The following is a 12432-nucleotide window of genomic DNA, read 5'->3' as shown; positions in this document are numbered from 1 at the left end:
GGAGCACCCACACCATGACCTTCGCCGCCATGCAGCGTTCCCGCAGCGAGGACCGCCGGATCAGCCCGGTGTTCTGGGTGCTCCTGGCCGTCCTCGGCACCTCCGGCTGGGCCCTGCACGCCGACTACGGCAACATGCGGTTCGGGGTCTTCCTGTTCGTGGTGTCCGGCTGGATGGTCTCGCTCTGCCTGCACGAGTACGCGCACGCGCGCACCGCGCTGCACGGCGGCGACATCACGGTCGGCGCCAAGGGCTACCTCACGCTCAACCCGCTGAAGTACACCAACGTGCTGCTCAGCTTCGTGCTGCCGCTCGTCTTCATCATCCTGAACGGCATCGGCCTGCCCGGCGGCGCGGTGTGGATCGAGCGCAGCCGCATCCACGGCCGGCTCAAGCACAGCCTGATCTCGGCGGCCGGCCCGCTGGTGAACGTGGCCTGCGCGGCGGCGCTGCTGATCCCGGTCGGCGCGGGCTGGATCGACGGCACGGGGCTCGTCTCGGCGATGTCCTTCCTCGGCATGCTGCAGATCAGCGCCGCGCTGCTGAACTTCCTGCCGGTGCCCGGCCTGGACGGCTACGGGATCGTCGAGCCCTGGCTGTCGTACCGGACCAGGCGGGCGATCGAGCCGTTCGCGCCGTACGGCATGCTCGCGGTGTTCGTGCTGCTGTGGCAGCCGCAGGTCAACCAGGTGTTCTTCGACGCGGTGCGCGGCGTGATGGACCTGTTCGGGGTGCCCGGGTTCCTCGGCGACCTCGGCTACCAGCTGTTCCGCTTCTGGGTCCAGTAGGAACCGGCCGGAACCGGCGGGGCGCGGCGGGCCCGGGCGGGGCTCAGCCCCGCTCGGCCATCGCCTGGAGGATCCTGGCGCGGCGGCGGTCCATCCAGATCACGTTGCTCGCCACACCCGCCATCAGCGGCCACAGCCCCAGGCCCCACCAGAACTGCACCACCGCCGAGATCACGGTGGCCGCCAGCGCGAGGACGACGACGATCAGGGCGAAGAGGGACGTGCGGGGCATGGCGGGGGCTCCTGGGGCGGGGGTACGGCCGGCCGGTCGCGGCCGGGACCCATTGTCGCCGACCTCACCCCGGGGGTGGGCCCAGGGGCCCGTGTTCGAACTCGCGTCGTCCGCCCGGAGGGCGGGCGTTCGAAGACGGGCCCCTAAGGTGAGGGCGACACGGCGTCCGGCTCAGACGTCGGTGATCCGCAGGCCCGCGTGGGCCTTGTAGCGGCGGTTGACCGAGATCAGGTTGGCCACCAGCGCCTCCACCTGGTGGGCGTTGCGCAGCCGGCCCGCGAACACGCCGCGCATGCCGGGGATCCGCTCGGCCAGCGCCTGCACGATGTCCGTGGCGGCCCGCTCCTCGCCCAGCACCATGACGTCGGTGTCGATCCGCTCCACCGACTCGTCCTGCAGCAGCACCGCCGAGAGGTGGTGGAACGCGGCGGTGACCCGGGAGTCCGGCAGCAGCGCGGCGGCCTGCTGGGCGGCGCTGCCCTCCTCCGGCTTGAGCGCGTACGCGCCCTGCTTGTCGAAGCCGAGCGGGTTGACGCAGTCGACGACGATCTTGCCCGCCAGTTCCTCGCGCAGCGCGGTCAGGGTCGCGGCGTGCCCGTCCCAGGGCACCGCGACGATCACCACGTCGCTCTCCCGGGCGACGGTGGCGTTGTCCGCGCCGCGCACGCCGAGGCCGTCGCCGAGGCCGGCCGCCGCGGCCTCGGCCCGGGCGGCGTCGCGGGAGCCGATGATCACCTGCTGGCCGGCCCGGGCCAGCCGCAGGGCGAGGCCCCGCCCCTGGTCGCCGGTGCCGCCGAGGACGCCGACCACCAGCTGCGAGACGTCCGGCAGTTCACGGGCCGGCTTCGGCGCGGGCTTCGACGCCGGATCTGTCGCTGAATCGAGGGAAGTCATGGGCCGATCCTGCCAAACCCCGTACCGGAGGCGACATCCTGACCCGCATGGACGCGGTGCGGGTGGCGGCAATCCGGGAGCAACTGGTGGGAACCGGCTGGCTGGAGGCGGTCGGCGGCTTCGCCGGGTCGCTGCGGCGCTCGGTGGAGCGGCGCGGCGCGGGCGGCCTGCTGCTGGTCGGCACCGAGGCGTACGAGCCCTGGCACCTGGCCGCCCACCTGGAGGACGAGGCCGCCTGGTCGGCCGTCCCCCGGCTGGCGCCCACCCTGCTGCGGCACCGCCCGCCCGTCGGCGCCCCGGCCCACCTGGGGCACGGTCTGCGCCGGCTGGCCGAGGCCGGGCGCGGCGCCACCGTCCTGGTGGTGGCCCCGGGGGCGGCCGGCGGGCCGCTGCTGGAGCGGGTGCGGGACGCCCGGCGGCACGGCGCGACCGTCCTCGCCCTGGACGGCGCCGCGCAGGCCCCGTCCGAGGACCTCGCCGGGCTGGCGCACGAGCGGCTGGCGGTCGGCACCGCCGCCGAGGAGCCCTTCGACCTGGCCCAACACCTGGTCAGCGCCGCCGCCGGACAGCGGCCGACCCGCCGCTCCGCGCTCGGCCGCCTCGCCGAACTGGCCGGCCGGCTGACCGCACCACCCCCGATCGGCCGCTGGTGAAACACCCGTTGCGGCACCGAAGTCGCCGCCCGCGGACGGTCGTTCATGACCGACGCAGGCGGAAGGTGCACCGAGCGTACCCGGCATCCCCCGCAACCTGTCGAACCGTCACGGCCACAAGCCGGCGGACCGCACCGACAACGACGGCGGCTACTACGCCCCGTCCTTCGGCTTGTCGCTCCAGCGCGGATCGTTGCGCCATTCCCGGTTGCGCTCGTCCGCGAGGTCCAGCGCGTGCGCGGCCTCCTCGGGGCTGGCGTACGGGCCGAGGCGGTCCTTGGCCGGGCACTCCGGGCCCTCCTCGACCTTGCCGTGCTTGAGGCAGTAGAACCACTCACCGGGCTGACCGGTCGGCTTGCGGCGGAATCCGATGGGCATGGTGCGCTCCCGATCCGTTGGGGTGGGTCGGTCCGATCATTCCCCGCCCGGGGCGGCTCCGCACACCACCGGGCCGCCGCCGGGCCGACGACTAGACTCCGGAGCATGGCTCTCGTACCCGGCATCCAGTCCCCGCAGCGCAAGGTCCCGGCGCACATCGCGCGCCCCGAATACGTCGGCAAGCCCGCCCCGACGCCGTACACCGGGCCCGAGGTGCAGACCGCCGAGACGATCGAGAAGATGCGGATCGCGGGCGGGATCGCCGCCCGGGCGATGGCGGAGGCCGCGAAGCTGATCGCCCCCGGCGTCACCACCGACGAGCTGGACGCCGTCGCCCACGCGTACATGTGCGACCACGGCGCCTACCCGTCCGACCTCGGCTACCGGGGCTTCCCCAAGTCCGTCTGTACCTCGATCAACGAGGTGATCTGCCACGGCATCCCGGACTCGACCGTCCTCCAGGACGGCGACATCGTCAACATCGACGCCACCGCGTACATCCACGGGGTGCACGGCGACCTCAACGCCACCTACCTGGTCGGCGACGTGGACGAGGAGTCCCGGCTGCTGGTCGAGCGCACCGAAGAGTCGCTCAACCGGGCGATCAAGGCCGTCAAGCCGGGCCGTCAGATCAACGTGATCGGACGGGTCATCGAGTCCTACGCCAAGCGCTTCGACTACGGCGTGGTGCGGGACTTCACCGGCCACGGCATCAACACGTCGTTCCACTCCGGCCTGATCGTCCCGCACTACGACAGCGAGCGGGCCACCGAGGTCATCAAGCCCGGCATGACCTTCACCATCGAGCCGATGCTGACCCTGGGCACGTACGACTACGAGATCTGGCCGGACGGCTGGACGGTGGTCACCAAGGACCGCAAGCGCACCGCCCAGTTCGAGCACACCCTGGTGGTCACGGCGGACGGCGCGGAGATCCTCACCCTGCCGTGACCCCGCTCGGGCGTCGTCAGCCGATGATCCACTGCTCCTCGGCGACGGCGCCCACCTCGGTGCAGGCGTCGGTCAGCACGTCCAGCACCCGCAGCGGGTCCGGCAGCGGCTGCTCGGGCCCGCGCAGCCACCGCACCTGGGAGCCGTCCGGCAGCGCGGCCGGCGGCAGCAGGGTGTACGAGCCGCGACAGTGCCAGCGCAGGCCGGGGTGCTCGGAGACGGTGTCCGGGGTGGAGTCCAGCGCGCTGTCCCACCACTCGTCCTCGTCCTGCGGGGTGCCGCGGGTGGCGGTGAAGAAGAGGTAGCGGTCCTCGCCCACGGCGGCGACCGGGCCCTCGACGCCGAGCGCGGTCAGCCGCTCCAGCGCCAGCCGTCCGGCCTCGGCCGGGACGTCCAGCACGTCGTGCACCCGGCCGGTGGCGGTGATGAAGTTGGCCTGCGGGTCGCGGGAGAGCCAGCGGGACAACTGCTCGGGGTCGGTGGTGGCCTGGGTCTGCCAGGCGAAGGAGACCGGGTGCCGGGCCGGGGCCGGACAGGCCACCCGGTCGCAGGAGCACCGGTAGCCGGCCGGATGGGCCGCGGGTGCGAGCGGGAAGCCGGCGCGCACGGCGCCGAGCAGCTGATCCAGTCTGGCGGCCGGGCTGTCCGCGCCGCCCGGACGCTGACGATCACGCTTCTGCCACCAGGTCGTCCACCTGCTGCCGGCTTCCATCGGGCCCCTTCCGCGCAACTGCCGTGCCTGGTGCGACACAGCGTTCGACGTACCACTCCGACGCAACGCCCAGCGCCCGCCGCTGCTTCCCGGTTCCCGGGGCGGTGTTCGGCCCTGTCGTCCGCGCCCCGCCGACCGCGGCCCGGGATCACCGGACGACCGACGCCGGGCCCGCGGCACGGAGGGCGGAGGGAAGTCGCGGCAGCACGCTGTCCGCGCCGGCTCCGGCCGGAGGGCACGCCGATCCGCACCCCGCCCGGCCCGTTCGGGGCCCGCTGACCCGGGTGATTCCCGAGGGCGTACAGGAAAGGATAGGGGTGCGCGGGGCCTCCGGTTGACCGGGGGCGGTGCCTGCCCGGTCACACTCCCGGCACTGCGCCCTCACCGGGCCTCCGTCTCCGCGTGGCCACCCCGTGGAGGTGAGACCCTGGAGGGGTGAAGAGCGCGGACACCGAATTCGTGGGCGGCCCCCTGGACGGGCAGGTCCTCCCCATCCCGCTGGGCCCGATGCTCGGCGTGCCGAAGAAGTACCGGGTGCCCGTCCCCGCGCACGGCACGACTCCCGCGCGCACACTGGTGTACGTCCGCAGCAAGCAGGTGCGGGGGCTCAGCTGGTTCTGGCGCTACGAGTACGACGAGGCGGCCTCCGGCTGACGGACCGCCCGCCCGCATCGCCTCCCCGGGAGGTCGGCATGGCCAGGACGGTACGGCGGGTACGGCACCCCGCGCGGCACTCCAGGAGCCGCGCGCAGGCGGTCGCGCACCACAACCGGCAGATCGCCGGCGTCACCGGGGCGCTGCTGCTGGCGGTCTCCCTCTACACCGTGGTGATCGGCCCCAACAGCTGGCTCTGGTTCGGGTGGGCGGTGCTGCTGCTCGCCTGCGCGGCACTGTTCGTGGTGCGCTGACTCCGCCGGGCCCCGCCCGTGCGGGCAGCGGCACCGCCTGTGGTTCCGGTCCCCCCGCGCCGGTCAGTCATCCTCGGCGAGGATCAGGTACAGCTTCTTGCGGGCCTCGACCAGCACGGCCAGCCCCTTGGCGCGCTGCGCCTCGGTGCCGTTCCGCATGACCTGCTGGATCGCCTGGTCGACCGAGGCCAGCGTCTGGCCGATCTCCTGGACGGCCTCCCAGTCGACCTCGCGGCCGGCCTCCGCCCACGGCTCGCCCGGGACGGCCTCGGCCTCGGCCCGGCCCGCATCGGTGAGCGACACCAGCCGCTTGCCGCCGACCACCTCCGCGATGATCAGGCCCTCCTCCTCCAGCAGCTGGAGGTTCGGGTAGATCGAGCCGGGGCTGGGCCGCCAGGCCCCGCCGGTCCGCTCGGTGATCTCGGCGATCATCTCGTAGCCGTGCATCGGCCGCTCCTTGAGCAGCGCCAGCAGCGAGGCGCGCACGTCCCCGCGCCGGGCCCGGCCGCCGCGCCGCCCGTGCGGTCCGCCCCGCCGGCCGCCGAGACCGCCGAAGCCGTGCCCGTACGGGCCGCCGCGCGGCGGGCCGAAGCCGCCGAAGGCCTCCCGCCCCTCGAAGCCGTCGCCGGGCATCCCCCGGAACTCCGGGCCCGGACCGCGGCGGCGTCCACCGCCGCGCGGCCCCTCCCAGCGAGATCGCGTTCCTGAGCGCATCGCGCCCACCTCCTCGATTGTCGGCGAGACAGTCGAGTCACTGTCTCGATAGCTCGACGATATATCGCAGACTGTCACTCGTCAACGGATCCCGATACCCGGCCGCTCGTTTCCGGAGCGCGAAACGCTACGGTTCACCCACAGCCGCAGCCCCGCGCCCACGAAGGAGGGACCGCCGTGCCCGGAGGCCGACTCACCCAGCAGGAGCGCCAGCAGATCGCGCAGGGCCTCGCCGACGGCCTCGCCTACGCGGAGATCGCCCGGCGCCTCGACCGGCCGACCTCGACGGTCACCCGCGAGGTGCTGCGCAACGGCGGCCCCGCCTCCTACCGGGCCGACCTCGCCCAGCGCGCCACCGGCCGACGCGCCCAGCGGCGCAAGCCCGCCGCCGCCCCCGCCGACGCACCGGCGCCGCCGCAGGCCCACGGGCGCGACCCGGAGGCGGTGCGCGCCTACGAGGAGACCTTCACCGCCGTCCTCACCGCGACCGGGATGCCCCGGATGATGTCCCGGGTGATGGCCTGCCTCTACATGACCGACGCGGGCAGCCTGACCGCGGCCGAACTCGTCCAGCGCCTGCAGGTCAGCCCGGCGTCCGTCTCCAAGGCGATCGCGTACCTGGACGGCCAGGGCATGGTCCTGCGGGAGCGGGACGAGCGCCGCCGCGAGCGCTACTCCGTCGACGACGACATCTGGTACCGGTCGATGATGGCCAGCGTCCACGGCACCGCCCAGCTCGTCGGGACGGCGCGGGAGGGCGTCGGCGTCCTCGGCCCCGGCACCCCGGCGGCCGAGCGGCTGGAGAACATCGCCCGCTTCCTCGACTTCGTCTCCGAGAGCATCGCCCGCGCCGCCGAGCAGGGCCGCCAGGTCCTGCACACGAAGCCCGCGGACGACACCACCGGGTAGCCGCGAAAACGCGCGGCACGGGCGGGGGCCAGCCGCTACGGTGGCGGGCATGGCCGGTGAACGAGATCTTGCGACGCTGCTGCGCGGCATGCGCCCCGTGCTCAACCCGGGGCGCTACGTCTACTGCACCCTCCCCGCGAAGGTGCCCGCCGGGATGCGGCCGGTGGTGACCGTCGCCGAGCCCGAAGGGGTCACGGTGGTGGTCGCCAAGGAGGAGGCCGACGCGCTCGGGCTGCGCTACGAGTACGTCGCCGCCTGGATCACCCTGCAGATCCACTCCGCGCTGGAGGCCGTCGGCCTGACCGCCGCCGTCGCCACCCGGCTGGCCGAGGAGGACATCAGCTGCAACGTGGTGGCCGGCTTCCACCACGACCACCTCTTCGTCGGCGCCGACGACGCCGAACGCGCCGTCCGCGCCCTGGAGGCCCTCGCCGCCCGCTCCGCCTGACGGTCCCGCCGGGTGGCCGCCCCCGGTCGGCCCTTCGACACTGGAGGGAGGCCGACCCGCGGGGGCGGCCCCGGCGGAAGGAGCCGGCCACCATGGCCATCTGCGTCACCTGCGGCAACGACTACTGGCTCGCCTTCGAGATCAAGACGATCACCGGCGACACGTACACCTTCGACAGCTTCGAGTGCGCCATGGAGAAGCTGGCGCCGCGCTGCGAGCACTGCAACGTCCGGATCGTCGGTCACGGCGTCGAGGTGGCCGGGATGTTCTTCTGCTGCGCCAACTGCGCCCGCGTCAACGGCGGCCTGGGCTCGCAGATCCGCGACGCCATCGGCGCGCACCCCGCCTGAGCCGGTCAGGGGGGAAGGGGGCGGAAGAGTCGGCCTGTACGCCGGGAACAGTCTCTTCACCAGCAGCGACCTGCGGAAACGCCGTTCCTGGCAGTCCGATCGCCACCAGATCGCCACACCTTCGGCGACCGCCACTCAGTTGGCTTCTTCAGATGGCCTCGTCAGACCGTGATGGTGCAGACGAAGCCGAGGTCGGCCAGGCCCTCGCTCTGGCACAGCCGGTCGGATGCGCCCCCGGCAGCTGTCTGCAAGAGCTGGTAGTCGGCGCCGTACTCCTTGCCCCAGTGCATCGCCGAGCGCCACAGGAGCCGCCCGAGGCCGAGGCTGCGGTATTCCGGCAGAACAACGAAGTACTGCGGGAGGAGTCGTCGCCTACCGATGGGGTCGGCCATGGTCTCCATGGGGCCGATTGCGCCTACCACGCGCTCGTCCTGGACAACGACCAGAACGGGGCCGACTCTGTCGATCCGGGAGTGCAGGAACACGAAGCCCTCGCCGGCCAGCTTCTCGGCGAACTCGGGGAAGGAGGTCCGGATGGCTTCGGGCAGTTGGCCGAGGGCCTCGATTCCCTCGACGGCTGGTGCGTCCTGGTCGAAGGTACGTAGCTGTACACGGGTAGAGGCGGCCACTGGGTCGGCGGTGTCCTGGAACCACACCACGCGGGCTTGAGACGCGTCGCGCCCGGCGGCGAGCTTGGCGGCCAACTCTTCGGCCTCCTGCCGGTGCTCGCGGGCGCCGTAGAGATGGACGCGCAGGATGCCGCGACCGGTGATGGTGGGGATCAGCGTGCGAGCCTGGTCCTGAACGACGGCGTCCACCAGGACATGCTCGTCCTTGTGGTCGGACCACCGCCGGTCCTTGTCGTGCGGCAGGAATTCTCCAGTGCCGGCGACGGCGAACACCTCGGCCAGAAGCTCAGCGGAAACAGCTTCGGGGTGGAGCGGCCCGAGCGTCGGAAAATACGGGACGCACATCACGGGGCGCAGCAAGTCCCAGCGCAGATCCATACCCGCACCCTACTCGCCGGCCCCGCACGGCTCAGGCCCCGACGCGGAGAGCGCCGGGGCCTGAGCGTTACTGATCAGGTGCGATCAGCGGGTGGTTCAGTGGGGGTTGTCGTCGCCCGCGTTGCACGAGCACTTCACGCTGTCCATGACGTCGTCCAGGTCGCCGACGGCGATGATCTCGGTGACGGGCGGGGTCGGGGCCGCGATCGGCCGCGTGAGGTACGGCAGGCGCTGGGCCGGGCCGTCGTCCGGGAGCGGACGCCTCGGGGAGAGTTCGACAGCTACAGCGGTCATGTCACCCTGCTTTCTTGATCCCGTGCTGGCAGTAACTTGCGAGTGGTGCCTTCGCCTCCTGGTAGTGCTTGGCCAGCGGCCGGCACACGGTGCACGCGCCGGAGAGCTGGCAGCCGGAGCATCCACCGGTGCGAAGCATGAGGCGGTCGGCGATGGCGCCGAGCCGGGCGAGGCCGTTGATCCCCTCGGTGGGGAGACTGATCTGGTCGTCACGGCCGATCTTGCAGATGGACACCAGCCCGTGTGGGTCGGTGTGGAAGAAGGTGTGTCCGGCGTTGCAGCCGCCGAACGGCTTGCGCATCCGCAGGTGCTCCTTGGACTGCGCGGTCAGCGACTCCGCCCCGCCGTAGATCGTCGGAGTCATGTTGGTGAAGACGTTGTACTCCAGCCCCCAGCCTTCACACAGGTCGATCATCGCCTGTTCCTCGGTGGCGTTGTCCTCGGTGACGATGATGCTCATCCGAAGCGGCAGCTTGGCCCGGCGGCCGGCGTTCATGCCCTGGATGAACAGGTCCCAGGCGCCCTGCCGCTGGGTCAGCTCGTCGTAGCTGGCCTTGGTCGCCCCGTACATCGACACCGTGACCCGGTAGGGCGGGCACTCGCGGAACATCTCCAGCAGGTTCTCCCGCCACAGCAACGAGGCGTTGGTGGAGACGGTGATCATCATGCCCAGCTCGAACGCGCGGCGATACGAGGGCATGAAGTCCCGGTCCACGGTGGGCTCGCCCCCGGTGATCTGGAGCCAGAGGACGCCGGCCTCGGCCATGATGCCCAGGCAGGTGAGCTTGTCCGCGAGCGGCATGCCCGAGTTGACCTTGAGCCCGAGGTAGCAGTGCTTGCACTTGTAGTTGCAGCCGAGGTTGATCTCCCAACTGGCTCGCGAGTATCCCCACGCGGAGGGCTGTCGGACCAGCAGGACGTCACCCGCAGGACGACTGGTCACGTCCAGGTCCGCCCACTGGGCGCGCACGGCGTCCGCGAGCCACGAGGGAGCCGCCTGAGCGGGGTTGAGAGCACACAGCTCCTCGTAGTTGGCCTGTGGGAGCCGGAGACCACCCCGGGCGCCGGGGCGCACCAACAGGTATTCGTCCAGGAACGGACTGGCGATCAGCTCGTGCACGTGTTTCCCTCCTTCGCTGAGCGGTATTCGGTCGCTGTGACGCCCTACCGGCCTGCTTGCCGCAGGGTGTTCGGTGGAGTCAGCCGATCTCGGCCCAGACCCATTTGCCGAACGGGGCTTCGTCGACGCCCCAGCGGTTGGCGATGCTGTCGATGAGGCCCATGCCGCGCCCGGACGTCTCGGTGACCCCGGTCTTGATGACTACAGGCAGGGTGCGTGACGAATCGCGGACCGCCAGTCGGAGCCGGTCACCGTCCAGGCAGAGTGCGACACACAGCCGGGTGCAACCGGTATGCCGGGCTGCGTTGCCGACCAGCTCCGAGACGATCAGCCGAGCATCTTCCAGCAGATCGAGACGGCCCCACTCGATCAGCTTCTCCTGGACCAGGAGTCGAGCGCTCCTCGCCGACTCGGGGGCGCAGGGCATGTGCCGCGTGCAGCGGTGGCGCTGGCTGGTGGGCACGTCAACTGCCTTGGCCACCACGGCCGTGTCAGCATGGATCGGGCCGTGCTCGGCATGCAGCAGCGTCGTCCTGGTCGTCACGGCAGCCTCCGGTAGTCAGGGGCCGCCCGGCCCTCTTCCACAGACCCGAGGAGCATCGGTGATTCCTCGCGCTGGGCGGCTGTTAGTCATTGAACGGCGCGGGCATGCCGTAGGAGAGGGGCCACGAAGGGGTGCGTTTTCTGTCGGGGGGCCGCCAACGGGGCCAGACTTGAGCCACTGTCAGCTTCGATTCGAGGGGGCCGTCTGTGAGCGGTGTCAGCCCGGACGGGATTGGCCGGCTGCTGCGGGAGATCCGCGAAACGCATCCGACGAAGACACGCGCCGAGCAGGCAGAGTCAGTCGCCGCAGCAAGTGGTGAGTGGTGCGATTGGGAGACCATCAAGCGGTGGGAAACGGAGAAACGAATTCCGCAGAAACCCTCGTACCACGGGATCGCCGCCGCCTACGGTCTGACCGTGGAGCAGGTGGCCGAGGCCGCCGCCGCCTCGCGGCGGTACCGGAGTGAGTGCAGCACGAAGGGCAACAGCGTGGACAGGCGGAAGTTCATCGGAGCAGGGATAGGAGCAGCCGCCGGCATCGTCGTGCTGCCCGGTATCGCGCAGGCCCGCGAGGGGATCACGGCCGCGCTCGGGACCTCCGGAGAGGGCGATCTCGCCTACCTGGAATCGGCGTTCGAGCGGCACCGGGGCGGCTACCGTGGCCGGGCGCCGGAGGCGGTGCTAGCCGAGATGACGGGTGATCTCAATCTGGTTGGTGAAGTACTGAACCGCCCCCACCCGGCGCGTACCCGTGCGGACCTCGCCCGTACAGCGGCAGGCATCGCGGGCTTGGTGGCGATCGTCCAACATGACCGCGGTGACCAGCGCGACGCCTACTCGTGGTTCGCCACCGCCGAGCAGGCCGCGCGGGAGTCCGGTGATCAGCGGATGATCGCCTGGGTACTGGCCCGGCATGCCATGGTCCCGCTCAACTACGGCGCTCCCGGGGCTGCCGCTCGGATCGCCGAGCAGGCTCGGCGGGAGGCGGGGAGCAGCCCGACTGCGGCCGGAGCACTCGCTGCAGCCGTCACAGCGCGGGCTCTGGCAGCCTCCGGCGACCTCGAAGCAGCCCGGCGAGCAGTGGACGACGTGCGGAATCTGGCGGAACGACTGGAGGGCGCCGAGGCGGCTGACACCTGGTTCGGCTACCCCGAGCAGAAGCACCACGTGCACCTGTCGCAGGCATACACACTGCTGGGCGACACGGGCAGCGCCTACCAGGCACAGGAGGACGCCCTGGCGCTCACGGACTCTCCGTCGGTAATGGCGCGCGCCCTGCTGGCAGTGGACACCGCCAAGTGCCTGCGCGTCGACGGCGACCCGACCGGTGCGGCCGAGATGGCGTCCGGGGTGTGGGAGCGGCTGCCGGCCGCCTACCGTGAGGGCCTGATCCGATCCCGCACCGAGACGCTGCATCGCCAGCTCACCGGCCGGCCGTACGCGCTGCTCGGGGAGGCGCTGGCCAGCTAGCTGCAACGAGGTTACCGGGGGGCTCTTGGACGGCTGCTTCGACCGTTCTCACCGCCACACG

General features: G+C 71.8%; 18 protein-coding genes. 9 read left to right on the top strand and 9 right to left on the bottom strand.

Going from position 1 to position 12432, the window contains the following annotated elements; translation table 11 throughout:
- Positions 1-14 precede the first annotated feature (14 nt).
- Positions 15-788, top strand: a complete 774-nt coding sequence (locus ACPC54_RS00560) for a site-2 protease family protein (protein ID WP_498960528.1) — start codon at positions 15-17, stop codon at positions 786-788.
- A 43-nt stretch (positions 789-831) separates the two neighbouring features.
- Here ACPC54_RS00560 and ACPC54_RS00555 read toward each other — a convergent pair whose 3' ends face one another.
- Entirely contained in the window at positions 832-1020 is a 189-nt protein-coding gene (locus ACPC54_RS00555; RefSeq protein WP_498959602.1) for a hypothetical protein, read from the bottom strand.
- Between the two features lie 171 nt (positions 1021-1191).
- The gene (npdG, locus tag ACPC54_RS00550) at positions 1192-1914 is read right to left on the bottom strand and encodes an NADPH-dependent F420 reductase (RefSeq protein WP_498959600.1); all 723 of its coding nucleotides are present in this window, start codon (positions 1912-1914) and stop codon (positions 1192-1194) included.
- Positions 1915-1961: 47 nt separating this feature from the next.
- On the opposite strand from npdG, the gene ACPC54_RS00545 reads away from it, so the two are divergent.
- Positions 1962-2567, top strand: a complete 606-nt coding sequence (locus ACPC54_RS00545; protein ID WP_498959598.1) for a hypothetical protein — start codon at positions 1962-1964, stop codon at positions 2565-2567.
- 153 nt (positions 2568-2720) lie between these two features.
- On the opposite strand, the gene ACPC54_RS00540 is transcribed toward ACPC54_RS00545, so the two are convergent.
- Entirely contained in the window at positions 2721-2945 is a 225-nt protein-coding gene (locus ACPC54_RS00540; RefSeq protein WP_498959596.1) for a hypothetical protein, read from the bottom strand.
- Positions 2946-3050: 105 nt separating this feature from the next.
- On the opposite strand from ACPC54_RS00540, the gene map reads away from it, so the two are divergent.
- Positions 3051-3896 (top strand): type I methionyl aminopeptidase, encoded by an 846-nt coding sequence (gene map, locus ACPC54_RS00535; RefSeq protein ID WP_498959594.1) that lies wholly within the window; start codon positions 3051-3053, stop codon positions 3894-3896.
- A 16-nt stretch (positions 3897-3912) separates the two neighbouring features.
- Here the strand turns inward: map and ACPC54_RS00530 are convergent, their stop codons facing one another.
- Positions 3913-4608 (bottom strand): bifunctional DNA primase/polymerase, encoded by a 696-nt coding sequence (locus tag ACPC54_RS00530; protein ID WP_498959592.1) that lies wholly within the window; start codon positions 4606-4608, stop codon positions 3913-3915.
- 435 nt (positions 4609-5043) lie between these two features.
- Here ACPC54_RS00530 and ACPC54_RS00525 point away from each other — a divergent pair, with 435 nt between their 5' ends.
- Together ACPC54_RS00525 and ACPC54_RS00520 are read left to right on the top strand one after the other, a co-directional pair.
- The gene (locus tag ACPC54_RS00525) at positions 5044-5262 is read left to right on the top strand and encodes a DUF8847 domain-containing protein (protein ID WP_498959590.1); all 219 of its coding nucleotides are present in this window, start codon (positions 5044-5046) and stop codon (positions 5260-5262) included.
- Between the two features lie 38 nt (positions 5263-5300).
- On the top strand, positions 5301-5516 hold the full coding sequence (locus tag ACPC54_RS00520) for a hypothetical protein (RefSeq protein WP_498959588.1): 216 nt from the start codon (positions 5301-5303) through the stop codon (positions 5514-5516).
- A gap of 63 nt (positions 5517-5579) precedes the next feature.
- On the opposite strand, the gene ACPC54_RS00515 is transcribed toward ACPC54_RS00520, so the two are convergent.
- Entirely contained in the window at positions 5580-6149 is a 570-nt protein-coding gene (locus ACPC54_RS00515; protein ID WP_498959586.1) for a PadR family transcriptional regulator, read from the bottom strand.
- Positions 6150-6407: 258 nt separating this feature from the next.
- Between ACPC54_RS00515 and ACPC54_RS00510 the strand changes: the two genes are divergently transcribed.
- The 3 genes from ACPC54_RS00510 (at position 6408) to ACPC54_RS00500 (ending at position 7937) form a co-directional block, all read left to right on the top strand.
- Positions 6408-7139 (top strand): GbsR/MarR family transcriptional regulator, encoded by a 732-nt coding sequence (locus tag ACPC54_RS00510; RefSeq protein WP_498959584.1) that lies wholly within the window; start codon positions 6408-6410, stop codon positions 7137-7139.
- Positions 7140-7188: 49 nt separating this feature from the next.
- A complete protein-coding gene (locus tag ACPC54_RS00505) occupies positions 7189-7587 on the top strand; it encodes an ACT domain-containing protein (protein WP_498959582.1) in 399 nt (132 codons plus the stop codon).
- Positions 7588-7679: 92 nt separating this feature from the next.
- A complete protein-coding gene (locus tag ACPC54_RS00500) occupies positions 7680-7937 on the top strand; it encodes a metallothionein (RefSeq protein WP_498959580.1) in 258 nt (85 codons plus the stop codon).
- 161 nt (positions 7938-8098) lie between these two features.
- On the opposite strand, the gene ACPC54_RS00495 is transcribed toward ACPC54_RS00500, so the two are convergent.
- The 4 genes from ACPC54_RS00495 to ACPC54_RS00480 form a co-directional block, all read right to left on the bottom strand.
- Positions 8099-8944 (bottom strand): GNAT family N-acetyltransferase, encoded by an 846-nt coding sequence (locus tag ACPC54_RS00495; protein ID WP_498959578.1) that lies wholly within the window; start codon positions 8942-8944, stop codon positions 8099-8101.
- A 96-nt stretch (positions 8945-9040) separates the two neighbouring features.
- A complete protein-coding gene (locus ACPC54_RS00490; protein ID WP_097238145.1) occupies positions 9041-9238 on the bottom strand; it encodes a hypothetical protein in 198 nt (65 codons plus the stop codon).
- A gap of 1 nt (position 9239) precedes the next feature.
- The gene (locus ACPC54_RS00485; protein WP_498959575.1) at positions 9240-10358 is read right to left on the bottom strand and encodes a radical SAM protein; all 1119 of its coding nucleotides are present in this window, start codon (positions 10356-10358) and stop codon (positions 9240-9242) included.
- 79 nt (positions 10359-10437) lie between these two features.
- Positions 10438-10902, bottom strand: a complete 465-nt coding sequence (locus ACPC54_RS00480; RefSeq protein ID WP_498959573.1) for an ATP-binding protein — start codon at positions 10900-10902, stop codon at positions 10438-10440.
- Positions 10903-11108: 206 nt separating this feature from the next.
- Here ACPC54_RS00480 and ACPC54_RS00475 point away from each other — a divergent pair, with 206 nt between their 5' ends.
- Positions 11109-12371: an NsdA family TPR-like regulatory protein gene (locus ACPC54_RS00475; protein WP_498959571.1), complete on the top strand. Its 1263-nt coding sequence runs from the start codon at positions 11109-11111 to the stop codon at positions 12369-12371.
- Positions 12372-12432 lie beyond the last annotated feature (61 nt).

This window comes from Kitasatospora sp. NPDC094028, from assembly GCF_049543595.1.
In the GTDB taxonomy this organism is placed as follows: Bacteria; Actinomycetota; Actinomycetes; order Streptomycetales; family Streptomycetaceae; genus Kitasatospora.
Note: the sequence above shows the minus strand (reverse complement) of the source record. Positions and strands in the feature narration are given on the sequence as shown.

Bases quoted from the DNA above. Each gene is read 5' to 3' on its own strand.
- ACPC54_RS00560 (WP_498960528.1), top strand. From the start codon at position 15: ATGACCTTCGCCGCCATGCAGCGTTCCCGCAGCGAGGACCGCCGGATC.
- ACPC54_RS00555 (WP_498959602.1), bottom strand. From the start codon at position 1,020: ATGCCCCGCACGTCCCTCTTCGCCCTGATCGTCGTCGTCCTCGCGCTG.
- npdG (WP_498959600.1), bottom strand. From the start codon at position 1,914: ATGACTTCCCTCGATTCAGCGACAGATCCGGCGTCGAAGCCCGCGCCG.
- ACPC54_RS00545 (WP_498959598.1), top strand. From the start codon at position 1,962: ATGGACGCGGTGCGGGTGGCGGCAATCCGGGAGCAACTGGTGGGAACC.
- ACPC54_RS00540 (WP_498959596.1), bottom strand. From the start codon at position 2,945: ATGCCCATCGGATTCCGCCGCAAGCCGACCGGTCAGCCCGGTGAGTGG.
- map (WP_498959594.1), top strand. From the start codon at position 3,051: ATGGCTCTCGTACCCGGCATCCAGTCCCCGCAGCGCAAGGTCCCGGCG.
- ACPC54_RS00530 (WP_498959592.1), bottom strand. From the start codon at position 4,608: ATGGAAGCCGGCAGCAGGTGGACGACCTGGTGGCAGAAGCGTGATCGT.
- ACPC54_RS00520 (WP_498959588.1), top strand. From the start codon at position 5,301: ATGGCCAGGACGGTACGGCGGGTACGGCACCCCGCGCGGCACTCCAGG.
- ACPC54_RS00515 (WP_498959586.1), bottom strand. From the start codon at position 6,149: ATGCCCGGCGACGGCTTCGAGGGGCGGGAGGCCTTCGGCGGCTTCGGC.
- ACPC54_RS00505 (WP_498959582.1), top strand. From the start codon at position 7,189: ATGGCCGGTGAACGAGATCTTGCGACGCTGCTGCGCGGCATGCGCCCC.
- ACPC54_RS00500 (WP_498959580.1), top strand. From the start codon at position 7,680: ATGGCCATCTGCGTCACCTGCGGCAACGACTACTGGCTCGCCTTCGAG.
- ACPC54_RS00495 (WP_498959578.1), bottom strand. From the start codon at position 8,944: ATGGATCTGCGCTGGGACTTGCTGCGCCCCGTGATGTGCGTCCCGTAT.
- ACPC54_RS00490 (WP_097238145.1), bottom strand. From the start codon at position 9,238: ATGACCGCTGTAGCTGTCGAACTCTCCCCGAGGCGTCCGCTCCCGGAC.